This window comes from Novosphingobium taihuense (assembly GCF_007830315.1).
Classification (GTDB): Bacteria; Pseudomonadota; Alphaproteobacteria; order Sphingomonadales; family Sphingomonadaceae; genus Novosphingobium; species Novosphingobium taihuense.
In genome coordinates this window covers 895,456-921,436 of sequence record NZ_VLKJ01000001.1, presented here as the reverse complement: position 1 = coordinate 921,436, position 25,981 = coordinate 895,456, and the positions used below count along the sequence as shown (strand labels likewise).

16 protein-coding genes are annotated in these 25,981 nt (G+C 64.6%); 9 read left to right on the top strand and 7 right to left on the bottom strand.

The window, feature by feature from the left end; all coding sequences use genetic code 11:
- Positions 1–43 precede the first annotated feature (43 nt).
- The 5 genes from IQ25_RS04360 (at position 44) to rpoH (ending at position 7,137) form a co-directional block, all read left to right on the top strand.
- Positions 44–1,912, top strand: coding sequence for a methyl-accepting chemotaxis protein (locus tag IQ25_RS04360; RefSeq protein WP_144902676.1), 1,869 nt, complete (start codon positions 44–46; stop codon positions 1,910–1,912).
- Positions 1,909–3,069: a carbohydrate porin gene (locus tag IQ25_RS04355; protein WP_144902673.1), complete on the top strand. Its 1,161-nt coding sequence runs from the start codon at positions 1,909–1,911 to the stop codon at positions 3,067–3,069. Before IQ25_RS04360 ends, IQ25_RS04355 begins: the two co-directional genes overlap by 4 nt.
- A gap of 914 nt (positions 3,070–3,983) precedes the next feature.
- Positions 3,984–5,090 carry an acyltransferase family protein gene (locus tag IQ25_RS04350; protein ID WP_144902671.1) on the top strand — a complete coding sequence of 369 codons (1,107 nt, stop codon included), beginning with the start codon at positions 3,984–3,986 and terminating at the stop codon, positions 5,088–5,090.
- 56 nt (positions 5,091–5,146) lie between these two features.
- The gene (locus IQ25_RS04345) at positions 5,147–6,124 is read left to right on the top strand and encodes an RluA family pseudouridine synthase (protein WP_144902668.1); all 978 of its coding nucleotides are present in this window, start codon (positions 5,147–5,149) and stop codon (positions 6,122–6,124) included.
- A 113-nt stretch (positions 6,125–6,237) separates the two neighbouring features.
- Complete coding sequence (gene rpoH / locus IQ25_RS04340) at positions 6,238–7,137, top strand: RNA polymerase sigma factor RpoH (RefSeq protein WP_144902665.1); 900 nt, start codon at positions 6,238–6,240, stop codon at positions 7,135–7,137.
- Between the two features lie 171 nt (positions 7,138–7,308).
- Here the strand turns inward: rpoH and IQ25_RS04335 are convergent, their stop codons facing one another.
- The 4 genes from IQ25_RS04335 to IQ25_RS04320 form a co-directional block, all read right to left on the bottom strand.
- On the bottom strand, positions 7,309–10,431 hold the full coding sequence (locus IQ25_RS04335; RefSeq protein ID WP_144902662.1) for a Dyp-type peroxidase: 3,123 nt from the start codon (positions 10,429–10,431) through the stop codon (positions 7,309–7,311).
- A 16-nt stretch (positions 10,432–10,447) separates the two neighbouring features.
- Complete coding sequence (locus tag IQ25_RS04330) at positions 10,448–11,809, bottom strand: cytochrome P450 (protein WP_158637665.1); 1,362 nt, start codon at positions 11,807–11,809, stop codon at positions 10,448–10,450.
- A complete protein-coding gene (locus IQ25_RS04325) occupies positions 11,809–14,856 on the bottom strand; it encodes an adenylate/guanylate cyclase domain-containing protein (RefSeq protein ID WP_158637664.1) in 3,048 nt (1,015 codons plus the stop codon). The genes IQ25_RS04330 and IQ25_RS04325 overlap by 1 nt, the downstream gene beginning before the upstream one ends.
- Positions 14,857–15,013: 157 nt before the next feature.
- Positions 15,014–15,451 carry a hypothetical protein gene (locus IQ25_RS04320; RefSeq protein WP_144902654.1) on the bottom strand — a complete coding sequence of 146 codons (438 nt, stop codon included), beginning with the start codon at positions 15,449–15,451 and terminating at the stop codon, positions 15,014–15,016.
- A 142-nt stretch (positions 15,452–15,593) separates the two neighbouring features.
- Between IQ25_RS04320 and IQ25_RS04315 the strand changes: the two genes are divergently transcribed.
- Together IQ25_RS04315 and mtgA are read left to right on the top strand one after the other, a co-directional pair.
- Complete coding sequence (locus tag IQ25_RS04315) at positions 15,594–16,262, top strand: Crp/Fnr family transcriptional regulator (RefSeq protein ID WP_158637663.1); 669 nt, start codon at positions 15,594–15,596, stop codon at positions 16,260–16,262.
- Between the two features lie 60 nt (positions 16,263–16,322).
- Positions 16,323–17,045: a monofunctional biosynthetic peptidoglycan transglycosylase gene (gene mtgA, locus IQ25_RS04310; RefSeq protein WP_144902649.1), complete on the top strand. Its 723-nt coding sequence runs from the start codon at positions 16,323–16,325 to the stop codon at positions 17,043–17,045.
- A 555-nt stretch (positions 17,046–17,600) separates the two neighbouring features.
- On the opposite strand, the gene IQ25_RS04300 is transcribed toward mtgA, so the two are convergent.
- The 3 genes from IQ25_RS04300 to IQ25_RS04290 all read right to left on the bottom strand — a co-directional run bounded on the left by IQ25_RS04300 (position 17,601) and on the right by IQ25_RS04290 (position 22,190).
- Positions 17,601–20,171, bottom strand: coding sequence for a TonB-dependent receptor (locus IQ25_RS04300; RefSeq protein WP_246415379.1), 2,571 nt, complete (start codon positions 20,169–20,171; stop codon positions 17,601–17,603).
- A gap of 359 nt (positions 20,172–20,530) precedes the next feature.
- Positions 20,531–21,325, bottom strand: a complete 795-nt coding sequence (locus IQ25_RS04295) for a metallophosphoesterase family protein (protein ID WP_144902639.1) — start codon at positions 21,323–21,325, stop codon at positions 20,531–20,533.
- A 106-nt stretch (positions 21,326–21,431) separates the two neighbouring features.
- Positions 21,432–22,190 (bottom strand): SIMPL domain-containing protein, encoded by a 759-nt coding sequence (locus tag IQ25_RS04290; RefSeq protein WP_144902636.1) that lies wholly within the window; start codon positions 22,188–22,190, stop codon positions 21,432–21,434.
- 81 nt (positions 22,191–22,271) lie between these two features.
- Between IQ25_RS04290 and IQ25_RS04285 the strand changes: the two genes are divergently transcribed.
- Together IQ25_RS04285 and IQ25_RS04280 are read left to right on the top strand one after the other, a co-directional pair.
- On the top strand, positions 22,272–22,709 hold the full coding sequence (locus IQ25_RS04285) for a VOC family protein (protein ID WP_144902633.1): 438 nt from the start codon (positions 22,272–22,274) through the stop codon (positions 22,707–22,709).
- A 423-nt stretch (positions 22,710–23,132) separates the two neighbouring features.
- Positions 23,133–25,895 (top strand): TonB-dependent receptor, encoded by a 2,763-nt coding sequence (locus tag IQ25_RS04280; RefSeq protein ID WP_144902632.1) that lies wholly within the window; start codon positions 23,133–23,135, stop codon positions 25,893–25,895.
- The last annotated feature ends 86 nt before the right edge of the window (positions 25,896–25,981 follow it).

Below are 25,981 nucleotides of genomic sequence, written 5' to 3'. Positions count from 1 at the left end.
ATGCAAGCACTCCGCACCCATCCACATTGAACCGCAGGGGCGCGTGAAAGTACTTAAGATCGTGCTGGCTCTATCTTTGGTAATCTCCAGCATGATCGCACGCTGTTCAAGCACCCGCATGATGGTCGCGGTGCTGCAGCTTGCGGAGCGTCAGATGGTTTCCGGACGATCGATAAAGCACAAAGTGACGCTGGGCTGCATCATTCTTGGCGCCGGGGCGGTCGCTTCGACAGTGCTGGGTCTTGGTGGCATGTGGCGGCAGGAGCAGGCCATGGTCGAGCTCAACGCCGCGACCGGGCTGATGCGCGATCACATGGAGGCCGACATGGGCCACGATGCCATTCGTGGGGAAGTGGTCAGCATCGTCGCCGCGCGGCAGACCGGCGCGATCGATGGCCCTGAGGCAGCGCGCGAGTTGCAGGTTCGGCTGGGCGAGTTCGAAAAACGCATGGTGCCGACCACGCTTGCCACCGATGCGCCAGAAGTGCTTGCCGCGCGCACGGCGGCGGATCCGGCGTTCCGCGATTACGTGGGCATCGGTCGGTCCATCGCCACGGCAGCGGAACAGGGTGCCGTGCCCGACGATGCGCAGTTGCAGCGTTTCCAGCAACTGTTCAGCCAGCTCGAAGGGGAAATGGCGAAGATATCGGACGCGGTGGAGGCGCATGCGGCCACGACCGCGCAAGCGGCCAGCGCTGTTGCGCAACAGGCACGATGGATTTCGCTCGGCGGCCTGTTGCTGTTGCTGCTCGCGCTGGCCTGGGTGGCACGTCACGGACGGCAGGACATCGTGGCGGCGATCATTGCGATAGCCGAGCGGGTGCAGGCGATGGCGGGCGGTCGGCTCGATGTGACCATGGAGGGCGACGACCGGTCGGACGAAATCGGCGATCTGGCGCGCGCGGTGGTCGAACTGCGCGACAATCTGGGCGAGGCACGGGCGGACACCGCGCGGCAGGCCGACGCCATCGTCACTTCGATAGGCACTGGTCTCGGCCAGCTTGCTGCAGGCAATCTTTCCTATCGGATAGACGTGCCGCTGACGGGACCGTTCGAGAAGCTGCGTTGCGACTTCAACGCGGCGCTGAGCACCTTGGGCGTGGCGCTCGAGAAGATGAAGGCGTCGACCGAGCGGCTGCACGGCGTGGCGCGCGATATCGGCGGGGCAGCGGGCGATCTTTCCAATCGCAATGCCAATCAGGCCGCCAGCCTTGAGGAGACGGCGGCCGCCATCGCCAGCCTGGCGCAGCGGGTGCAGGGGTCGACCGAGGCGGTCTCGACTGCGCGCAATGCCGTCGATCAGGTCGGGCAGGAGATCAATCGCGGCGGCGAGGTGATCCAGCATGCCGAAGCGGCGATGGACCGGATCGAAAGCGCGGCGCAGGAGATCGGCAGCATCGTCAGCGTGATCGACGGGATTACCTTCCAGACCAACCTGCTGGCTCTCAATGCCGGCGTCGAGGCGGCGCGCGCGGGCGATGCGGGCAAGGGATTTGCCGTTGTTGCCAACGAGGTACGTGCGCTGGCGCAGCGCAGCGCCGATGCCGCGCGCGAGATCCGTCACCTGATCACCAACGCTTCCGGCGAGATCGGCAATGGCGTGCAACTGGTGCGCGATGCCGGATCGAGCCTGCGCGCGATCACCGGGCAGATGGACGAGATCAACCGGGTCATGGAAGTGGTTGAGGCGGGTGCGAGCGAGCAGGATCTGTCGCTGCGCTCCATTGATGCCACCTCCAAGCAGATCGAGCAGATCACGCAAAGCAACAGTGCCGTGGCCGAGCAGGTCAGCAATGCCAGCAGCAGCGTCATCGCCTCGATCGAGGAAGTGGTGCAGCAGTTGTCGCGCTTCGAAATCGGGCAGGGCAGCGTGGCAGCGGCCGAGCGTGCGCCGAGGAGCCTGGCGGCGTGAGGTGGCGGGCGCTTGCCTGTGGTGCGGCGCTGGCGCTGGGTGCTCCGGTGGCCCGAGCCGAGGAGCAGGTGCCTGCGGTCGATCTTGCGGGCGAAGTCATCGTCGATCTCGCGCGAGTGATTTCGGGCAACGGCGACCGCAAGGTGCGCGCGCTGACCAATGTGAACCTGACCGCCGATCTCGATCTTGCCCGGCTGGTCGGGCTCGATGGCACGCGGGCGCATGTCTACGTGCTCGACAATCGCGGGGGCCGTCCCAACGATGCTGCCGGCACGCTGCAGGGCGTGGACAATGTCGAGGTGCCCTATGCTGGCCTGCGCCTGTTCGAGGCGTGGGTGGAGCGCGACATTGGCTCTGGCGGAGCATCGATGCGCATGGGGCTCTACGATGTGAACAGCGAGTTCTATGCCAACGATGCGGCAGGATTGCTGATCGCGCCGCCGTTCGGCATCGGATCGGAACTGGCGGCGACGGGGCCGAACGGGCCTTCGATCTTTCCCTCGAGTGCACTGGCAGCGAGGCTTTACGTGCCGGTTGGCGCGGCTTTCGTGCGGCTTGGCGTGATCAATGCGCGGGCGAGCACGCTGGGTGACCGAGGCGGTGTGGACTTCAGCTTCCGCGACGGCTTGCTGCTGATCGGCGAGGCTGGGCGGAGCGAAGGGCGGCTGCGCGGCAATGTCGGCGTGTGGCGCTATACCCGCAATCCCGAAGACAGCGTCGAGACCGGGCCGGACGGTTCGCCTCTGCGCAAGCCCTCGCAAGGGGCCTATGCGGTGGTGGAGGGCGATCTCATGCCCGAGGGCGCGGAGCGTCAGGTGACCGCGTTCCTGCGCGCAGGCCTCTCCGATCCCCACGTGACGCCGTTCCACGGGGGCTTTCAGGCAGGCGTGCTGATGGCACCGGCGCTGGCTTCGCGGCCGGATAGCCAGGTGTCGCTCGGCATGCACCATGCCTGGACGAGCAACCATTTCCGCGATGCCCTGCGCGCCGAGGGCGGCAATCCCGGCAACGAGACGGTGGTGGAACTGACTTATGCCGACCAGATCACGCCATGGCTTGCGTTGCAGCCCGACGTGCAATGGATTCACCAGCCGGGCGGCGACCGCGATGCGCCCGATGGGGTTGTGGGGATCGTGCGGCTGACCTTGAGCTTTTGAGCGGCGGCGGCGGGGCCTGCCCACCCCGCTGCGACTAACCTCGCCTTTGGCTCGCTAAGTCTCGCGGCCCTCCCGCCTGCGGGAGGGCATGTTAGAGCGCCGCGTGTGTTCCCCCCTCCCGCAAGCGTGAGGGGCCAGGGGTGGGCATCGCGGACACGCGATATGAAGGATCATCCGCTGGCGAATGCGGACTGGTGACGCCGGTGGGAAAGCACACAGATCGCGCGACCGGTGCGGTGCCGTTGTGGCACGCAGCGGGAGGGCGCGGGACCGGTTGCGAGTGGCCGGGGGGCGGTTCCGAACCCCTTGTCGGCTCAGCCTGAGAGCGGACACATGTGAAAGGACGAAGCCTTGGCAGCGGCTCGCTTGCTGCCTCGGCTTCTTGGCAAGCGGCTGCGTGAAAAGAACCTGTCGTTTGCGCAGACTACGTCACGCAAGTCATGGCGGGTTCCGCATCCGCAGCGTCGCTCAGGGTTCGGCGCCGTGCTATCAGCCCTGGGGTGTCCTGTCTGTCCTTGGGTAACGACAGGATTTGCCCGGTGGGTCTGGGCTTTACGCCCCGCATTGAACCCACGCGCACCTGCCGCACCGATCGCGCCGGAGGCTTCGGCAAAGCCTGACCTCCGAAGGGAGAGGAGCGGGATGGCCTTTTGCCCTCTCCTGACCTGTGGGCGGGGCGTATAACCTATATGGTTCGTTTTGTCAAGATGCCATCAGGATGTAGCATGGCTACCGACCTCGTCATTCCCGCCTACGCGGGAATGACGAAGGAATGGGGATGCGGCGCGGCCACTTGCCACGAATGGTTTTGCGGGTGCGAAGAACGATGCTGCATCGCGGTTCACAGCAGCGGGAACCGGCGCTATACGTGGTTTTACTGGGGCGTAATCTCGACAGGCTGCTTGGAGCGGGAAATGAAGTATATTCGCGAGCTTGAGGGTCTGCGGGGGGTGATGGCGTGGTGGGTGGTCGTCGGGCACTGGTCCACCACGGCCGCGATTCCGCACTTCATCGGCAAGACCAAGCTCTACAACGGTTATGCCGTTGACGTTTTCGTGATCCTGAGCGGGTTTGCCATCGCGGCGCTGATAGACAAGCGCCCCGAACGCTATGGCATGTACATCACCCGCCGGTTCCTGCGCATTTTCCCGGTCTATCTGTTCTTCCTCGTCCTCTCGGCCCTTCTCGCGCCGCTGGCGTTGCAGACATGGCAGGCGGCGCCTGCCGGATATATGCAGGACAACCGGATCAGGATCGCGACCGACAGTCTTACGTATTTCTGGCCGCACCTGTGGGCGCACCTTACCGCCGTGCAGGGCCTGATCCCTGACCGGTTCTTGCCCAGCACCGACTATGCCTTCCTCGGGCAGGCGTGGAGCATCTCGCTGGAGTGGCAGTTCTACCTGATCGCGCCGTTCATGATCGCATGGGCGCGACCGTCATCGCCCGCTGGCCGGATGGTGTGGCTGTTGCTGATCGCCGTGGTCTGCGTCGGCCTTGCGCGGTTCATGCCGACAGGCTTCCTCGGGACGCACCTGCACAAGTTCCTGATCGGCATCTTCAGCTTCGCGTTCCTGAAGGCGCGGTTCGAGGGCAATCCGGCTCTGCAGTTCCCGATGCTGCCCTTCGCCGTGTTCGGCGTTCCGTTCCTCGTGTTCCTGAATACGCCCGCCACGTTGCCTTACATGATCTGGATCCTGATGATGGTGACGATCGTGATCGCGCGCGAGCAGGAGAAGGGGCCGTTTGCCGCCGCATCGCGTGCGCTCACTCATCCGTTCGCGCTAAAGATGGGCAATATGGCCTACTCGGTCTATCTTTCGCACATGCTGGTGATCATCGGTGCTCTCAACCTGCTCGAGCGGTTCCAACTTGGCAACGTTGCATTCTCTGCCGCGCTGCTGGTGCTGACGCTGATCGGCACGTTGATCTTCTCGACGCTGACCTATCGCCTGATCGAAAAGCCGTTCCACGAATTCGGCCGTTCCTTGAAGGACAAGCGCGAAGTCTCCTACGCCTGAACACCTGGCCCGGCGAGGCCTTGCCGCGGCGGTCGGGGGCACCCATATCTCCACCAATGGGGGCCGCAGACACGATCATTTCCGGGACCGTCGCGAGTGGCGGGCAGCGGCTGGACAAGGCGCTGGCCGATGCCTCCGGGCTTTCGCGCGAGCGGGTGAAGGCGTTGCTGGCCGAGGGGCGGATCAGCGTTTCGGGCAAGGTTGCTTCGCAAGCCTCGGCAAAGCTGGCCGAGGGCGCTTCGTTCGAGATCCGCGTGCCCGAAGCCGCGCCTGCCGAAGCCATTGCGCAGGATATTCCGCTCGCCGTCGTCTATGAGGACGATGCCCTGATCGTGGTGGACAAGCCGGCGGGCTTGGTGGTCCATCCGGCAGCGGGCAACCTCGACGGCACGCTGGTCAATGCGCTGCTGCACCATTGCCGGGGGCAATTGTCGGGCATTGGCGGGGTGGCGCGGCCGGGGATCGTGCATCGGATCGACAAGGATACGTCGGGCCTGCTCATCGTCGCCAAAACCGATGTGGCGCATGAGGGGCTGGCCAAGCAGTTTGCCGACCATTCGATCGTGCGCGCCTATAAATGCGTGACGGCGGGGCTGCCGGTGCCGCCTGCGGGCACGGTGCGCGGGGCGATTGCGCGGTCCAGTCATGATCGCAAGAAGATGGCCTTGGTCGAGGACGGTCGCGGAAAGCATGCGGTGACGCATTACCGGACGCTGGCTGCGCTCGAAGGGGCGGCGCTGGTGGAGTGTCGGCTCGAGACCGGGAGAACCCACCAGGTCCGCGTTCACCTTGCGTCAATCGGCCATCCGCTATTGGGTGACCCTGTATATGGACGTACACCAACGCGGCTTCGGCCCACACTTCAGAGACTCGGGTTTGCGCGGCAGGCACTGCACGCGGCGGAACTGGGGTTCATTCACCCCGTTACCGGTGCAGCCCACCATTTTACCAGCCCGACGCCCGTCGATATGCGGGAACTGATCGTCGAACTCTGCGCTGAAGGGCATGATGCAAGCGTAATGCGTTTGGTGTAGTGAAGGACTTTGGAGTCGTCCGGTAAAGAGGCTCCGCTTGAAGTGGTCCCGCCGCCGGTCGCCCATCAGGGGGCCGTCATCTGGGAACCGACGAAACGAAAGGACGTGTTCAGGTGAGTGAGGAACGCAAAGCTGTGACAGTACCTGCCCTTGGCGGGGAAGCCAGCCTCAACCGCTATCTCTCGGAAATCCGCAAGTTCCCCGTGCTTACGGCTGAGCAGGAATACATGCTCGCCAAGCGTTTCCAGGAACATCAGGACCCCGAAGCCGCCGCCCAGCTGGTGACGAGCCACCTGCGTCTCGTGGCGAAGATCGCCATGGGCTATCGCGGCTATGGCCTGCCGGTCAGCGAGCTGATCTCCGAAGGCAACATCGGCCTGATGCAGGGCGTGAAGAAGTTCGAGCCCGACCGGGGCTTCCGTCTGGCCACTTACGCGATGTGGTGGATCAAGGCTTCGATGCAGGAGTTCATCCTGCGCTCGTGGAGCCTGGTGAAGATGGGCACCACTGCGGCGCAGAAGAAGCTGTTCTTCAACCTTCGCCGCATGAAGAAGAACCTTGAGGCGTTCGAGGATTCGGACCTTCACCCCGACGACGTGAAGAAGATCGCGACCGACCTGGGCGTGCCCGAGCAGGAAGTGGTCAACATGAACCGGCGCATGATGATGGGCGGCGATGCCTCGCTCAACGTCTCCATGCGCGAGGATGGCGAAGGCTCGTGGCAGGACTGGCTGACCGACGATCGCCCTCTGCAGGACGAGACCGTCGCCGACGCCGAGGAGGCGAGCTATCGCCACCAGTTGCTGGTCGAGGCGATGGACAGCCTGAACGAGCGCGAGCGCCACATCCTGACGGATCGCCGTCTGGTGGACGAGCCCAAGACGCTGGAAGAGCTTTCGCAGGTCTACAACGTCAGCCGCGAGCGCGTCCGCCAGATCGAGGTGCGCGCGTTCGAGAAGCTGCAGAATGCGATCCAGCGGATCGCGGTGGAGCGCAAGCTGCTGCCGGCCTGATCAGGCTTGGGTGAATGATACGAAACGGCCGGGTGATGAACCCGGCCGTTTTTGTTTTGGCCTATCCGTTCGTCATTGCGAGCGACCGGAGGGAGCGCGGCAATCCAGAGGGGTTTGCCTCGGCGCTCTGGATTGCTTCGTCGCTGCGCTCCTCCCAATGACGAAGTGAGATCACGACATATGGAGCCGGTCCGTATCCAGCGCCGCACCTGCCAGGAACCACAGGGCGTGGCGGCCGGGGAGGAAGAAGTAGCCGCCGCCTTTCAGGGTTACGTAGCGCTGGACCGGGCACAGCTCCAGTGGGGCGTTGCGGCCGTGGATGGTGAAGCGTTGGGTTTCGCTCTCGGTCGGGCCCTTGTGCATGGCGAAGGGGTCAGGCTCGCATTCGAGGCCGTGGAAGGTGGGCGAGGCGAGCCAGGTCTGCTGGACGAATTCGAACTGGCGTTCGAGATCGGCGTTGAAGGCCATGAACAGCGTGCCGCGCGCGGTATCGCCATCTTGGTCGAGATATGGCCGGCCACGGCGGAGCAGGCGGTGGCGGTTGCTGACCGAGAGTTCGACGGGCTCCGTCGGCGCGAGGCTGTCGCGCGGGAAGGTGCGGCGGACGTGGCTGCCGAAGGGGCAGCGCAACCCTTGCGGGTCGGCGTCCTTGTAGAGGAAATCGTTCTTCCGCATCGCGTCCGCACCGGGCTTCATGGCGGGGGTGAACGGGTGGTCGATCAGCGCCGAGCCATCGCGCCAGCGGCCGAGCATCTTGGCGGCGATCCATTCACGCGTGCGGTGGATGTCGCCGTTGTGCGGGTTGATCACGTCGGGCTGCTTGCAGATCTCGCGCGCCTTCTCGTCAAGCTGCTGGCGGAAGCCGTCGACGTCCTGTGCGAGCTGGCGGATCACGAGGTAGCTGCCGTTGCGCCCGAAATCGCGTGAGCGGGCACCCTGATCGGCAAAGTCGGGATACTGGGTCGGCTGCTCGGGCGGGGGTGAGGGCAGGAGGACCTCGGGGAGCATCCCCAAGCTGTCCATCTTGCGTTCGACCAATGGCGAGGGCGGGTAGTAGCCGCGGTTGTCGGCATAGCCGAGGATGAATTCACCGGGCTCAACGCCGTGGACCGGATCGGGCGCGCCATGGCGGCCGGGGAAGCCTCGCACCAGCGGTTGCGAGACGCCATCGACGAAACCGAAGGGTTCCTCAGACAGTTCGTCGCTCGAGGCCTTGGCATGGACGAATCCGGGGGCGTCAGCGGGCGCGGAGACGGAATCGTCGCTCTTTTCCCAGGCCAGTTCGAAGCGCTTGAGATCGAAGGTCTTGAGGCCGGTGCGGATCGCCGCTTTCTGCGTGATGCCAAGCGCTGCGGCGTCGGTGACGATCTGGTTGAAACGCGCGGCGTTCGCCGTGTCCTTGGCATAGAGCAGCAGCACGACGTGGGCGTCGTCGTCGCACCATTCCAGCTTGTCCGGATCACCGAGGGCGCGCTTGCGGCTGGGGTGGGCCATGCCAAGGGCGAAGGCAGGGGGGAAGCCCTGCTCGGTGCCCTCGCCTTCGAGTGCCAGTTCCCGGTCCAGACCGAGCAGGCGCAGTCCGGCGGCGGAGAAGGCGATGTTGCAGACGAGGTCCTGTGGAGGCTTGTCGCCAAAGGAGACGATGTCGTCTGCGATGAGCCCGGCGAGCCACTTCTGCACGTGGGCATAGGGGTGTGCGCTGCCTTCGCGGCGGGGCTCGCCGAAGTTGAGCGCGACAACGCGGCTGTGCGGGTGGCGGCGCAGGCCGCCGAACATCAGCGTCTGGATTTCCTCGTATTGCAAACCGTAGTCCGGGCGGGGAATCGAGCCGAACAGGTCAAGCCAGGCCTCGGCGTCGGAGGGGTTCGCCTCCAGTCGCCTGGCGCAGAGCAGTCCGCTGACGATCAGCGCGTGCTTGCGCATGGCGGGGGCGGAAAGATCGGGGTGCGCGGCGAACCAGAACGGAGTCGGGCGCATCGAGCAGCGGGCGTAGCGCTTCATCCGGTCGCCATCCTCGGCGCCCTTGAAGAACAGCAGGCGGGTGGCGGGGAACCCTTCCGCATTGCTCCACACGGCGGTGACGCCTTCGGAGGCCTTGGTGATGAAGTCCTCGAGATAGCTTTCCCAACTGCCATCGTAGTTGCTGCAGAACACGAGCTGGCGCGTGCCGGGCAGGACGACCCAGCGCGCGGCGTGGATCGTGCCGATGGTGGCGAGGAAGCCTTTCCGCATCACGCCGATCTTTGCCATGATCGCAACGGCAGTGAAGGCGAGCGGGAGGGTCCAGCGCCGGACCCATGCCTTGCGCAGGGTGGTGACGCTGATCATGTGGTTGTGGGCGTGGCCGGGCGCGTTCTCGTTGGCCATCATCGCGCCGAGCGCGGCGGCGGACGGGGTGCGGTCAACCGGAGTGTTGGCGAGTTCGTCGCGACGCAGGAGCCATGCCACGGCAGCGACGACCAGCAGGGCGATCACGAAAGCTGGGAATATGGCGCCCTTCAACAGCGCGAGGCCCGTTGCGCCGCCTGCGCGCCCGAACAGGAGGGCCAGCGCGTAACCGATGGCCAGCAGCGGCCAGATCAGCCCTTGCGCATTGGCAAGCCCCTTGCCGATCCAGCCCAGCGTCCAGCGCGAGCGCGCGAAATCCAGCCATGGGGCATCGTTGCGTTCGCAGAAGGCAAGCTTGGGAGGCCTGCGGTCGTCCAGCTTTTCAAGATCAGGTTTCAGCTGCGTAGCAACGGCGCGGAACAGGCTCTGCGGGCCGTGGAGCGAAGAGCGGGCGCGTTCTTCGCCAATGATCTTGCGCGCCTTGGCGACGATGGCGCGGTTCTGGTCGATCGCGGTCACGCCAAGGCCGGGAAGGCCGACGAAAGGCAGGCCGGTCATCCGCCGGTCGATCCAGCGCGGCAGGCGGAACACGGAGGGGCTGATGCCACGGGCATGTTGGCGCAGCAGGGGCAGCACTTCGCCGACCGCGCCGATGCCGCTGGTGAGGTGCAGGACCGGGAGCAGCATTTCGCCGATGGCTTCGGCAATACGGTCGAGCGCTGCGTCGGCGCTACCGTCGACTGTCGCCTCGATCAGCAGGTGTGCGGGCTTGCCGGGTGCTTCTGGGGGGATGGCATGAATGCTGGCGAAATGGACCACGCCGGTCTGGCGAAGGGCCTTGGCCATGGCTTCGCTCGCGGGATTGCCGAGTTCGGCAATGGCGCGTTCGACATCGCCGACGTCGCACCATTCGGACTTGTCGCCGAAGGGGATGGCCACGGTGACGTAGTCCTGGGTGACGCTCAAGGCCTTGTCCTTTGCGTTATGAGCGGATTGCGGTGAAGGGCAGGTGATCGGGCAGGAACAGGAACGAGGCGAGGGTGGCGTCCCTGGCCGGTTCGATGCGCCCGGCAGTGGCGGCGATGGCTTCGGCAATCACGGTCCACGCGATGCCGCGACCGTAGCAGACGTGCGGGCCCTGCAGCGGGCCCGAGGTGATGTAGGGGCGCGCCGGATCGGGGGCGAAGCGGTGAGGCTCTGCAAAGACTTCCGGATCGTGCGCGGCTTCACCGACGCGGGCGACGATGCGGTCTCCCGCGCGGAGGCTGACGCCCCGCCATGTGCAATCGGCGCGCACCGTGCGGACAAGTTGGCTGGTATCGGTCAGGCGCAGCATTTCCGCGATGATCGCATCGCGCATCGGCCTGTCGAGCGAAGGATCGCGCAATCTGGCGACCAGCGCGTGCCAGCCGATGCCGGCGTTCTCCCCACGCGGCGAGGCGGCGAAGGCGGCCACTTCGGACAGCACCTTGCCGACGATCAGGACGAGCGCGCCGGTCAGTTCGAACAGGACGCTGCGCGCCTGCAGGCGATAGTCGGCAACGCCTGCGAATTGCGGCTCGACCGCGACGAGCGCGCGCAGCAGGCTGTCGGGCGGAGAGGACTGCGGATGATCGAAGGCGGCGTCGATTTCGGCCAGCGCAGGCGTTGCCGTCAGCTTGCTGGCAAATCGCGTGGCGCCGCTGCTTCTGGTGATGGTGGCGAAGACCTGACCGAACAGCGGCTGTAGCAGGAACAGCGTCCTGAGCGAAGCGCCCAGCTCGTCCTTCAACCGCAGCCAAGGTCCGGGCATGAAGACGTTGCGGAAGAAGAGGATCAGGTGGACCAGCGCGGGCGTCTTGCCTTGCACCGGCACGCCGATCACGCGGCGGGCCATGCGCCAGGAAAGCAGGAAGGCGTATTCGCGCACGAAGTTGATCGTCTCGCCGGTGCGGGCGCGGTGCTCCAGCACGTCGAGAACGTGGGTGGCTTCCTCGCGCGCGAGGGTGGCGATCCAGTCCCGAAAGCCGGGATCGAGATTGGGCGGAACCGTGGGGTCCACACCGGGGAGCCGCGCGTTGAGCCAGCCTTGCGCAGCGTGAAGCTGGCGGAGGCGGACCTGCCGGTTGGCGTCATTCTCGCCCACAAGATAGCGCGTGCCGGGGACGACTTCTTCAAGGAGATCATCGTAATGGCGCAGCGAGAACGTGTCCTCCTCGCTGAGGACGGCGCTGACCACATCGTGGCGCGCGGCGACGAAGACGCGGACGCCGTCCTTGTCGAGTTCGGGGCAGGGCAGCAGCGGGGGCGCGCCGGGTTCGAATAGGCGGGCAGCCACTGATGCCAGCAGGTTCTGATCGCTCATCAGCCGAATTTCCCGATGGCCGCGAGGCGTTGCATGAGCGGTGCGATGCCAAGGTCGCGAATGCGCTGGTCCAAGGCATCGAGCGTGACATCGCCAGCAGGCGCGATAGTGATGCCGGTGGCCGCTTCCACTTCCTTGCACAGGACCAGCGCATGGAGTTCGTGCATCACTTCGCCGCAGGAACGGCAGTGCGCCAGTGCTTCGGCGGCCAGTGCGGCGGCCCTTTCGTGCTCGCCCTTGGCCAGTGCGAGGCGGGCACGGGCTTCGTGCAGGTAATAGGTCGCCGAGGTGCGGACATGGTGGAAGTGGCCACGATCGACAGACTGCCCGAGCACGGCTTCGGCTTCGTCCAGCCTGCCCAGCTCGATCATGGTCAATGCCAGCCAGCTCGCACTGGCCGGCTCGAAGCCGAGGAAGTGATGGCGGATGCAATCGGCGTATGCGCTGCGCAGGATGCCCAGCGCACGATCGTGGCGGCCCTCGCGGTAGTGAAGGTAGCCGTGAGCGAGGTCTGCCAGCAGACGCGAGTAATCGTGGCGGTAGCGGCGCGAGAGGTTGAGCGCCTCGGCAACCCATGACCTTGCCTTGGCTACATCGCCAAGGTCGGTCAGATACCACGCGCCGAACGCGCGCGCGAGCACGTGCGGGATCACCACGACTGCGCCGAAGGTGGAGCCACGCTGGCCATCTTCAAGCCGGTTGCCGATCCGCTCGATCCGCTCGATCGCTTCGATGGGCCGCGCCTGTGAGTAGGCAAGGTAGGCCGCGACCATATCGCAATAGGTGCGGCGGGGCAGGCTTTCATGGGAGGCGAGATCGCGCTCGGCCTCGGCCAGCCATGCTTCGCCCTTGGCTGGTGCCCCGTCGATCCAATCGAGCAGGGCCATGTTGATGCGGGCGACCGTGCGCAGGCCGGGGCCCAGATCCACCTTGCCGGTGGCGACCGCTTCCATGTCTGGCCGGGTGACCTGCTCGCACGAGAGCTGCTGCAGCGTGTCATAAGCCAGCAGCGAGAACCGGGCGTGCTCGAACGCGGCGGGGGCAGGATCGAGCCGTGCGGCGATAGTGCGCGCGCGATCATAGAGTTGGCGGACGGAGTCGATCGCGGCAAGGCTCAGGGCCTGCTGGCAGGCATCCCACAGATGGCCGAGCGCACGCTGGGTGAGGCCTGCCTTCTCGGCGTGGCTGGCAAGTTCGGCGTGGCTGGCGGCGTCGCCGTCATGGCCGGGCTCGCCTGCGCTCCCCTGTGCCGAGAGCAATTCGAGCGCGCGGGTGTGCATCATCGTGCGGCGGCGCCGCGCCATCGTGCGATAGGCCGCTTCCTGCACGAGCTGGTGGGTGAACCGCGCCTGATTGGCGCCGCCAAACTCGACCACGCGCGCTTCGACCAGCCGGGTGATCGCGGTTTGTGGATTGCGACAGACGAGGCCAGCGCCCTGCCGCAGCCGGGCGAGCGGGAAGGCCGGGCCGAGCGCGGCGCAGAACTGGGCCAGCTTCGTCGCGTCGTCGTCCAGTGTGGCGAGGCGCGCGCCGAGCAGGGCATCGAGCCGCGCGGGCAGACGCCCTGCCGCATCGCCGCCTTCGCTGCCGAAGGTTGCCGCATCGCCGTCCTGAGCGCTCATCGCGAATTCCTGCAACGCGAGCGGCAGGCCTTGCGCGCGATCGAGGATGTTATCGATCAGTGCCTCATCAAGCGGGGCGAGCCGGTTGATCAGCGCGACGAGGCTTCGCGCGGCAGAGGGTGGCAGCGGTTTCAGCACGATCAGGTCGTCGCAGAACGTAACGAGGCTGTCCTTCGCCTCGGGTCGCCCGCCCGCGAGCATGGACACACCGCCGCCCTCGCGAATGCCGGCGAGAACGGCAAGGCTCTCCCGGTCGAGGTACTGGACGTCGTCAACCAGCAGGAGCAGCGGCAAGTGCTCGACGGCGAGTCTTGCCAAGCGGACGATGGTCTGCGTGGCAATATGGTTGCGGTCGCCCGGCGCAAGGTGTGCGAGCCAGGTTGCCGAATTGTCGACCAGACCCTGCAGGCAGACGGACTGCTCCGGAGTAAGCATCGCCGCAGCCGCAGGATCGGGCGTGAACGGGCGCAACAGGTCGAGCAGGTGGCGCACCGGCCCGCGAAGGCTGCCAAACGGCACGGCGGCGAGCAGGGCATTGCCGCGCACGACCAGCGCGGTGACGCCAAGGCCTGCGGACAGGCGCACGGCTTCGAGCAACAGGCGGCTCTTGCCCATGCCGGCTTCGCCGAGAAGGCCCAGGCTCCTGCCCGGGTTCTGCCGAAGGGTGACGATGAGGTTGCGCACCACGGCAAATTCGGCATCGCGGCCGATCAGCGGATTGGTGGCATTGCCCTTGACCGGAACGCGATCGCTTCCGGCAAATTCGACCGAGGCAAGTTCAAACACTGCCTCGCCCCGCTCCCCCCCTTCGCTGTCGCCATCGCTGCCGATGGTGCCGACAGGTTCAAGCTGGCAGGGCTCGGCAATCAGCGAGACGGTGGTGGCCGAGATCGCGACGCTGGCCGGCGGGGCGAGCTTCTCGATCTGACCGGCAACGTGTGCGGCGTGGCCGACCACGTCGATGATGGAGCCGAAGTCGTTGTTCTGGCGGCGCAGCAGGATCGGGCCGGAATGCAGGCCTACGCGTGCCTGTGGCGCGGGGAGAATGCCCGAGGGGCCGGTCCGCATCCGCTCGACAATCGCGCGGGCGGCCATCGCACCGCGCAAGGCATGGTCCTCGACCGCCGGGTGGATACCGAACACGGCCATCACTCCGTCACCCTGCACGCGCACGACCATGCCGGCGAAATCGTGGATCGCCTGAGCGATGAGTGCGATCGAACTGTCGAGCAGGTCACGCGCGTCTTCGGGATCGAGCGCCGAGATGAGGCGGGTGGAGCCGACGATATCGGCGAACAGGATCGTGGCGAAGCGGACAGATTCGATGTCACCGGTGAGAATACCGCTCGCCGGGCCGCCGCGCACGGCTCCTTCCGGCACCCCTGCCGAATCGCCCCCAGCGTTATCGAGCCCCTCAACTCGCACGTTTCGACCTTGTGCCCCCATGTCAGGCCGCCCGAATCCTGCGCCGGACGAACTGACAGAGGCAGATATTCAGTTTGTGGCCTGAACCGCAACGAGAATCGTTTTGTCTTCAAGCGCATGTCCCACAGACGGATAGCTTCAAGACAGGCTCTTGCGTTCACGCCAGCCCGATGATCTCGTGCCCGCGGGCCATCCCGGAATGCTCGGGGATGTGCTGCAGGCGGGCGCGGGTGAAGCCGTCCCGGCGCAAGGGCAGGGGTGATCCATCGAGATGCTGCACTGGCAGCGGCGTGCCATCGCGCGAGACCCGGATCGACCAGCCCCAGCGCCGACGCGTTGACGCCGCGCTCAGGAAGGCGTCGCATTGCAGCATCATGCAGGGCGGACGCACTTCCTCGCGCGGACTCAACAGGCGGGCAACATCATCTGCAGAAAGAGAAAAACGGGCCACATCCCGGTCATCCTCGCGCGGGAGAGCGACGGTGCAGGTGGGGGTGACAATGAGCAACGACGGGCGCAGAACTGCCTCGCCCACGCGCATGAATTCCAGGTGCAGCGGGCCGGGGCCGGATTTCCAGATAAGATAGCGGGACATTGACCTGAAGGACTAGAGGAATGGCCCTCGACAATGCCCGCCATAGCCTTTCGGCGCCTGTATGCATCGCACCGCCCACTTGTGATTCTCGGCACATTCTCTAAGCCTGCGCATGAAAGATACCGCCACATCGGATACAGTCTTGTCTAATTCGAACCTCACGGTGCCCGACGAAGTCCGCGCGATCCTTGCTGCGCATGGCCGTCAGATGCGCGTGCGCAAGGGGCAGGTGCTGCTGGCGGTGGGGCTTCCTGCCAACGACGTCTATCTTGTAATCGACGGCTGCGTCAGCGTCTCGCTGATCTCGGCGCAAGGCCGCGAGACCGTGCTGCGGGCAATCGGGCCGGGCGAGATGTTCGGCGAGCTTGCCGCGATCGATGGCGAACCGCGCTCGGCTGATGTCGTCGCGGCGGAGAACAGCACCCTGCTGGTCATTCCGGGGCCTGCCTTCGTCGACCTTATCGGCAGGGAGCCGGTGCTGTCACTGTGGTTGGCGCGCTATCTTGCGCACCAGGTGCGGTATCTGACGAACCGGATCTACGAGCTTTCGACGATGGGCGTCGGGCCGCGGCTCCAGGCCGAGCTGTTGCGGCTTGCCGGTGAGCCGGACGCCAAGGGCGCTGCCAGCATCACCCGCGTGCCGACACAGGCAGAGCTTGCCGCGCGGATCGGCACCAATCGCGAGACGGTGACGCGCGAGTTCTCGCTGCTGATCCGCGAAGGGCTGGTCGTGAAGGAAGGTCGGCGGATCGTGGTGCCGTCGGTCGAGCGTCTGGCCGACAGGCTGCACCGCTATTCGCAGACCGCCTGAGCGTCCTGAACGGTCGAAGGCGTTGCCAGACCGGCCCCGAGTTGGATAGGCTGCGGACCGATGCTCGAGGAACTCAAGAACGCCCGCCGCCCCGCCGCCCGCACCCCCGGCATGCTCGGCCGTATAGGCTGGCTCGTCGCCCGGCTGGTTGCCGCGTTCCTGTTCATCTCGGTCGTGCAGGTGGTGATCTACAAGTTCGTGCCTGTGCCGACAACGCTGACCATGCTGATGGACGAGCATCCGGTGACGAAGGACTGGACCCCGCTGTCGCAGATTGACCGTGACATGGTCGCCGCCGCGATCTCGGGCGAGGATGGCAAGTTCTGCCAGCACAACGGGTTCGATCACGAGGCGATCATGAACGCCTTCCGCCGCAACGCCAAGGGCGGGCGCATCCGCGGCGGCTCGACGATCAGCCAGCAGACCGCCAAGAACGTGTTCCTGTGGCAGGGCGGCGGCTATGTCCGCAAAGGTCTGGAGGCCTGGTACACCGTCCTGATCGAGACGATCTGGGGCAAGCGCCGGATCATGGAAGTCTATCTCAACGTCGCCGAGACCGGCATCGGGACCTATGGCGTGGAAGCCGGCGCACAACGCTACTACGGCAAGAGCGCGCGCAAGCTTTCAGCGGTGGAGGCCGCCCGCATCGCCGCCGTCCTGCCGCTGCCCAAGAAGCGCGAAGTCAACGGCGCAGGCGGCTTCACGCGGCGTCACGGCAACGCCATCGCGCGGCGCGTGGGTGTAGTGAAGAACGAGGCGCTGGATTCCTGCGTTTACGATTGAGGGTGGGTTGAGCGGATGCAGCCAGTCTCGACACCTCACGGGTGTCCGGTCCCGGGGGCTTGGCATGATGAGGCGAACGGCGGAAATGAGTTCGGAAGCTGCCTCTTCCCGTGATAGATCTAAGTTATGCCGTTAGCCCGGAAGATTATCTTACATTCGCCAGTTTCTGATGAGAGGCTTCTCGAGTACTTCGTCGAGGAGTGCCTTCGTGATCGCGTTTCCTTGATTGCTGTCGTTGGCCCAGACAGCGCCCGGCTTGAAGATTTGATTGACTGGATTGTGGTGGGGGACGGGTACGACTCTGACCGCTTCGTTTGCACGACCTCTCATCCCGAGGAGTCCTTTGCCGACGTCGTGAACATGGTGGAATTCTGGGAGATGGACCGAGCCGATCCGTACCAGGAGGTTCGGCTGTAAGTTTCGCGATGGGGTGATATTCTGACAGGCGCTTCAAAAAAGTCAGTCCGCAACAACCACCACGAACCTGCCCAAAACGAAAAAGCGCGGGGTAAGTTGCCTCACCCCGCGCCAATTCATTAAACCTCTAGCGGCTTATCAGAACTCGAAGTGGATCGAGCCGATAACCGTGCGGGGCGAGCCGAATTCGACCTGCGGGTTGTTCGATGCCGCAGCCTGGGTCGACAGGTTGCCGATGTAGAACTTGTCGAACAGGTTGATCACGTTGAGCTGCAGATAAACGCCGCCCTTGTCGTTGACCTTGCCGAGGTTAATGCGGGCATCGAGGTCGACCGTGGTGTAGGACGGGGCGATCACGTCGTTGATGTCGGTCAGGAAGCGGTCGCCCACGTACTTGACCTGCGCACCGACGGAGACCGGCTCAAGATCGAACTGCGCACGGCCACCGACCTGCCACTTCGGCGTTTCGGCCACGAACTTGCCCTTGGTGGGCGAGATGATCGCGCCCGCTGGCGAGACCACGTCGTCCTTCAGCTTCGCGTTGGTGTAGGACGCGAAAGTGTAGAGCGAGAGCATGTCGACCGGACGCACCGCGATGCTGGCGTCGAAGCCGTAGCTGCGGACACGGCCGACGTTGCGGTCGAGGTTGAGCGTGCTGCCATCGTCAAGCAGCACCTGCGACGAGATGATGCGGTTCTTGTAGCCGATGTACCATGCGCTGGCCTGGGCCTGGACGACGCGGCTGGTGTAGCGTGCGCCGAGGTCGAAGCTGTTGGTGCGCTCGGGCTTGACGAGCGTGGTTGGCTGGATCTTCACGCCGTCGAACCCGTAGAGGTTGTCGGTGCGCGGAGCCGAGAAGCCCTGGCTGAAGTTGCCGAACACGCTCATCTGCGGCGCGAACTTGTAGACGAACCCGGCATTGGGCAGGACCGCGCTGTAGGCCACCTTGCGAGCGGCGTAAGGCGCTCCATAGGTCGGATACTTGGCGGTAACGACAGCGGCGCTCTCGGACGTACAATAGGCATCGTTCGAGCTGCCGGGGATAGTCCAGCAGTTGTTGGTCAGGTTACGGCGGAAGAACGGCGCGCGGATACCGGCCTGTATGGTCAGCGTATCGTCGAAGTACTTGCCGATGTATTCGCCCGCCACCTGATGCAGGATCGCGTAGGACAGGCGATCGCGCTTCTGGATCACGTTGCCGGCAGCGTCCTTTACGGCATTGGCGTCGTCGATCCCGCCGAACACGTTCACCGGATTGCCAGAGGCGTCGAGGCGGCCGGCCTCGCCGGTCTGGCGGTGCTTGGCGCGGTCATAGGTATAGGCCAGGCGGATCGTGTTCTCGGGCGACATTTCGTAACGCAGTGACAGCGTTGCGCCGAGGCGGTGCGTGCGGGTGTTCGAGGGGAAGTAGAGGCGGACGACGTCTGCGAGATCGCCGTCACCGTTGAGATCCACGCCTGCGGCTACGCCAGCGCCAAGGCGTGAACCCTGGCGGTTGTAGAGGCCACTCGGCAGGGGCGACACGGCTGCCGCAGCATCGGATTCCGTGAACGCGGCGGTGCCGCCACCATTGGCCAGAACATACTGGTAGCTTGCGTCGAGCGTGGCGATCAGCTTCTCGCTCATGGTGAAGCGCGAGTTGAAGCGGATGTTGCCGGTGTTCGAAGGGTTGATCGAGGTGTTGTAGTAGTTGCTGCACGAGGTCCGGTCGCTCTGTGCGCCGCTGCCGCCTGTCATGCTGGGCAGGGTGCAGCTGGCATCGTTGTTGTAGTTGAAGATCGTGTCCTGCTGCGCGTCGGTCAGTTTGCCGAGATCCAGCGGCGAGGTGGGCAGGATCACGCCGGTCGCGTTGGGGGCTGTCACGGCATTGCCCGCTGCCGGAATCGTCGCGGCGCCAAGCAGGGTGCGCATGTCATTGAGGCCGACGCGGCGATAGAAGTTGTTGCGGTTCTCGTTGTAGTGGCCGGCAAGGCTGAGGAAATCGCCGTTCTCGCCGATCGGCTGGTACACGCGGGCGTTGTACTGCTGCTTGTGGATGCCGCCGGGGCCGCGGAACTGGTCATACTTCGTGTCGCTGGCCGAGAAGAATGCGCGCGTGCCGAACGGGGTGAAAATGCCGGTGTCGATCACGCCGAACACGCGGTTGTAATCGAAGGTTCCGTGCGAATAGTTCACCGCTGCGCCCAGTTCCTGCTTGGGCAGGCGGGTGCGGTAGTTGACCGTGCCGCCAGCGGCGCTTGCGGTCGGGCTGTCGACGTCGGTCGCGCCGAAGTTGATGTTGACCTGCTCGATCAGTTCGGAATCGAGCTGCTGGTTGGTGTAGAGCGAGTAGTTGCCGGAGTCATTGACCTGAACGCCGTCGAACGTCGCCGAGATGCGCGCGCCATCGAAGCCACGGATGCGCAAGTTGCCGCCTGCTGCGCCATAGGGGTCGGTGCTGGTGAAGTTTACGCCGGGCACGATGTTGATCGTGTCGAAGATCGCCTTGCCGGGGTTCTGGCGAGCCACCAGTTCCTGGGTGATCACGGCCTTGGCCTTGGGCGTTTCAGGCGACTTGAAACCGTTGACGGTGGTCTCGCCGCGCGTCCCGGTGACAACGATCGCCTCTTCGACGTCGACCGAGCCGGTGGACTGGGCGTGGGCGGCATTGGCGAGCGTGACGCTACCGAGCGCGATGGTCGAGGCTGCGACCAGGAATTTCATCTGCATTTACTGACCCCGTTTGCGGCGCCTTGCGGGCGCGGATTGTGGCGCGGTTGATCCAGCCCGTTGCTTCGGGCCGTGTGCTTCGGCCGGTGCGGGAATCACCCATGCGCCGTGCCGTCGCGAGCGGCCTTAACCGCCCTCGCCAGCCACCCAAACCGGTGTCAGGTGACACTATAATGACGGTGCTACGACTGCGCGACAGTCGCTATTGCAGGCGCGAAACAGAATTGCCCATTCTGCCCCGGCAGACACGTTCTGTTACAGGAAGGCGCTGTTCAGGGACACTTTTCCATACCCGTGGCAGGTCTGCCACAGTCTGAAAAAATGTTGCACTGCAACCGGATGGCGGCCGATGGCGCGCGTCAGGCTGCCTCGCGTTCCTCGGGTTCGATGATAGCGGTGAGGAACCAGCGGTCATCCCCTTCCATGCCCAGGGCCGTCAGCCGACCAGAGGCAAAGGCACCGGTATCGATGCCGATGCGGTTGGGACAGACGACAGGTTCGTCGGTGATCGTATGGCCGTGGACGACGAGATGGCTGTGGGGTTCGCCATGCTCGAGGAACTCGCGGCGGATCCAGCGCATGTCGGCCACCATCTGCTGGTCGAGCGGCACGCCGGGTCGGATACCGGCATGGACGAAGAGGTAGTCGCCCATCACGATCTGGTTTTCCATCGCGCGCATGAAGGCGACATGGTCTGCCGGGATCAGCGCGTTGGCGCGCCCACAGATCTCGTCAAGTTTGGCGCGGCTGTATTCCTCAAGTGTGAGGCCGTAGCTGAACAGGGTTTCCTTGCCGCCATGGCGGAGGAAATGGCGCAGGGTTTCTTCGTTTTCGAGACTGCCGAGCAGCATTTCCTCGTGGTTGCCCGCCAGCACGCGGACCTTGCGCGTGGCCATAAGGTCCATCGCGCGTTCGACGACGCCGCGGCTGTCGGGGCCGCGATCGACAAGGTCGCCCAGCAGGATCAGCGTGGTCTGCGCAGACCCGCGCGCGGCGTCGTCCTCATCGATCCGTGCGAGCAGCTGCTCGAACAGGTCCAACCGACCGTGGATGTCACCGATGGCATAGGCGCGCTGGCCCGGCGGCAGCGCGGCCTGAGGATGTACCGGCTCTTCGGCGACAGGAGAAAAAAGCGAGCGAAGCTTGTTGAACATGAACCCTCGTTAGCCCGCGATATGGGCGCGGCTTGTGCGTCATGCAACACCTTTGCCCCACGAACGGTTACGCGAGGGCTCCGTTTCCTCCTCCTGCGCAAACGGGTCAGCGCAAGTAGAAGTCGATCGTCGTGACCACACGGACCTTCTTGTAAGGCGTGTCGGAGACGCCCCAGCCACCGCCGTCGCCATCGCGCGCGGTGATCTCGAAGTAGCCCTGGCTGGCGGTCTTGATGCCGTCGACCGATGCGCCGCTGTCATGCGCGAACTGTTCGGCGGCAGCGCGCGCGTCCTTGGTGGCGGCGGCGACCATCTCGGGCTTGATCGCGTTGAGGCGGGTGAAGGTATAGGCCATGCCCGACCCTTCCTCGAGCATCACCCCGCGCCGGACGAGATCGAACTGGCGCTTCACCGCCTTCTGTGCGCGGGCGATGTCGGTGGTGCGCAAGGTCATGCGCTGGCGCACGGTGAAGCTGACCACGCCGTTGTTGGTGAAGCTCTGCACGTTGACGCCGGTCGGCTGCAGGGCGTCTTCCGGAAAGCCGACTTCGCCGAAGAAGGCGCGGATCGACTGGCTGTCGCGGTCCACGCTGGCCTGGGCGCTGGCAAGGTCTGGCGCGGTGGCGGAATAGGCGAGCGTCCAGGTGGCGAGGTCGGCGGTCACTTCGCGCTCGGCAAGGCCGCGCACGGTGACGGCACGGTCGGCGACCTTGGCGCGGCGGAATCCGTCGCCGATGAACCAGCCGCCGACGATCAGTCCGGCAGCGATGATCGACACCGGCAGGAGCGCCGTTCCACCCCGCGACAGGAACCTGCGCGCATGTCCTTGGGTTTCCCGTGCGTCGTCGCTATCTTCACCGCTCATCGTCATCTCCCCGGCTCATATGCCTTGCGATGAATTGTGCAATTCTATCGATGAACCGATTTTGAACGGAAAGCGCTGCCCGTGACGAAATTCCTCCATACCATGATCCGAGTGACCGATCCGGACGCGACGATTGCTTTCTTCGAACTGGTCGGCCTCAAGGAAGTGCGCCGCTTCTCCAGCGAGCAGGGCCGCTTCACCCTGATCTTCCTTGCCGCGCCCGGCGAGGAAGGCGTGGCCGAAGTGGAACTGACGTACAACTGGCCGCCTGAAGACGGCTCGCCGGCGGAAAGTTACTCCGGCGGGCGCAACTTCGGCCACCTCGCCTACCGCGTCGACAACATCTACGAGACCTGCCAGCGCATCATGGACGCAGGCCATATCGTCCATCGCCCTCCGCGCGACGGGCACATGGCCTTCGTCAAGTCGCCCGACGGCATCTCCGTGGAGCTTTTGCAGGACGGCCATCTGCCGCCGCAAGAGCCTTGGGCAAGCATGGCCAATACCGGCACCTGGTAAGCCGGTCTCAATTGCAACTCCTGCCAGCGGCGTTCGGAGCGATCCGGGCGCCGCTTTTTCGTGATGTGTCAACGCGTTTTGCGGCGGAACCCAAAAAGGGTGCAGCACCTGCCCAAAAGGGCGTTGACTCCATGTTGCCCTGCAGCATTATCAATCCCGGACAGGCGTCATGAAATGGCCAAAAGGCCACGCCGGTCGAAGGGGTATTGCTGACAACCTGTGGTCTGCCGCGCTGATGCGGCGGGGCTGGAAACGCTTCTGTTTCCGGCGGAGGGATCGCTTTGCCTGTTCGAATTGGGCCGCCCGTGCAGCGGTCCGAGCCATGCTGCGGTGCGGCAAGGTCTGATGCGCGCCGGAATTGGGGATGGATGCACGGGAGAAGCGCAAGGGCCGCATGGCCAGTCATAACAGGGGGTTGACCAGATGAAGAAGCAGTTCGGACTCAAATCGAAAGCCATCAGGGCTTTGGGCGTATCGACAATTCTCTCGACCATGGTCCTGCCCACGATGGCGCGCGCCGCCGAAGAGCCGCAGGAAGCCATGGCGCCCGCTGCCGAACCGCAGCCAGCCGAAGAGCAGGGTCTGGGCGAAATCGTGGTGACCGCGACGCGTTCGGCGACCTCGATCCAGAAGGTTCCGATCTCGATGCAGGCCTTGAGCGCAGACGTGCTCGGCCAGCGCCAGGTCAAGGGCCTGACCGATTTCGCAGCATTGCTTCCCTCGGTGACCTTCGCGGGCATCGGCCCGGGCCGCAACACACCCTACTTCCGCGGCATCGTGCCTGCGGGCGGCGGACGTGAATCGGTCGGCTACTACATTGACGACATTCCGATCACCGGCACCGGCCTGCCCGATATCATGGCCTATGACCTTGAACGCATCGAGGCACTTTCGGGGCCGCAGGGCACGCTTTATGGGGCTGGCTCGCTGGCAGGCACGATCCGCTTCATCACCAAGAAGCCCACGCTCGACAAGTTCGAGTTCGGTTATGATGCCGAGGTCAACAAGTACGGCAAGGGCGATTTCGGCGGCCAGTACCAGAGCTACATCAACGTGCCGGTGACCGACACGCTGGCGATCCGTGCCATGGGCTTCTATCGCCGCGACGGTGGCTACATCGACAACACGCCCAACAACGGCAGGTTCAACGACGGCAGCCCGTCTGTCCTGACGCTGGGTGATAACAACCCGCTGACCAGCTACACGCTCGACAACTCTACCCTGGCGCAGGACGACTACAACACGATCGAAGGCTATGGCGGCCGCCTGCAGGTCCTCTGGCAGCCGTTCGATGGCTGGGACATCATGCCCTCGATCACCGCGCAGCAGCAGATCGCCAATGGCTACTTCGGCTTCGACCCGCGCGTGGGCGATCTCGAGGTCCACGATTATGACAAGACCAGCCAGAACGACAGGTTCTACCAGGCTGCCTTGAGCATCCATGGCCACATCGGTGATTTCGATCTCGTTTCCGCCACGGGCTACTACCAGCGCCAGATCAAGCTGCTGAACGATTACACTTACTATACCGTCACCTATGACGGTTTCGGTGCCGGCTATGAAAGCTATCTGCAGTTCTTCGACAAGAGCGGCTGTTCAGGCACTGGCGCAGCGCAGAAATGCACCAATTTCCTGAACCCGACGCAGTTCTACAGCGGCCTGCGCAACGAAAAGAAGTTTACGCAGGAACTGCGCCTGACCACGCCGAAGTCCTGGCCGTTCGACATAACGATCGGCGGATTCCTCCACCACCAGACGAACGAGATCAACAACGACTACGGCATTCACGGCCTTGGCAATATCGTCGGCTATACTCAAGGCGGAGGGGGCGACGTTCCGGGTGGATTGCTCGGCGTCCCGGCGCGCTACGCAATTGACTACGATGACGACGGAAATCCCTTCTTCGACACCGAGAATGTCATCAACCCTGCGGGCAATCCGCTTGGCACGATGGTCCTCGGCTCTCCTGCGGTGAAGCGCGATGCATTCTACCTGACGGAGCAAACCAACCATTGGAAGGACTACGCGGTCTTTGCCGAAGGGCACTACAATATCACGCCCGAACTGAAGCTGACGGGCGGTATCCGTTACTTCTGGACACGGTATGACGTAACCGGGTTCGGTGGTGTTGCGGCGTCGGCGCAAGGAGCCCCTTCGATCTACCTTCCGACCTTAGATCCGGCGGACCCTGATTATGGCTGCCCATTGCCGCTGCCAGCCGAACGCCTGCAGTGCCGCAATATCAACCGCCTAGATCCGTTTAGCGTCGGCCGGTATCGCGAGGACGGAGAAACCCACAAGGTCGCGTTGAACTGGCAGTTCCAGCCGGACAAGATGATCTACGCCAACTATTCGACCGGGTTTCGCCCGGGTGGCTTCAACCGCCCCTTGCGCATCAAGGCCACCGCCACCTTGCCCAGCGTTATCGTGGCCGCTCCGTCCTTCAAGTCGGAAGAGCTGACCAACTTCGAAGTCGGCTTCAAGGGCACATGGAACAACATGTTCCGCCTCAACGCCGCAGTCTACCTCGAGAAGTGGAACAATATCCAGTACGGCGTGGTCGTGGCTGGCGCGCAGGGTGCAGGCTACACCGGCAATGCTGGCAAGGCGGAAGTCAAAGGTATCGAATTCGATGCCGACCTGAAGCTCGGGCGTGTCACCATTTCCAGCTCCGGTGCGTTCAATGACGGCAAGCTCAAGGAGGACTTCTGCAACTTCGTGGCAGACCGTGAGGCGGAGACCATTGCCCAGCTTGCCACCTGCGCCGTCGGCGTCCCTGTTGAGAACACCAACGGCCAGACCCCGTCGGTCGCCGCTGCCAAGGGCACACGCCTGCCGCGCCAGCCCAAGTTCAAGGGCACCACGTCGGTGCGCTATGACGGTGACTGGGGCGACAAGGACTTCTACGTCCAGGGCGCCGCGCTCTACCAGACCGGCGCGACGCAGGATCTCAACGTCGACCAGAACGCGCTTTACGGCAACACGCCCGGCTTCGTCAGCTTCGACTTCTCGGCCGGGATCAAGACGGAGAGCTGGACGCTCGACGTGTTCCTCCAGAACGCTTTCGACAAGCGCGGCCAGTTGACCAAGAACACCTTCTGCTCGATCGACTTCTGCTCGGGGTCCTCGCGCACATTCATGATCAAGCCGCAGTTCTTCGGCATCCGCTGGGGCCAGAAGTACTAAGCTTTCAAGACGTTACCCTGCGTAAGGCAACTGCAGCCCCCACGGGAAACCGTGGGGGCTTTTTTGCGTGGCGAGCGGTGGAGGCG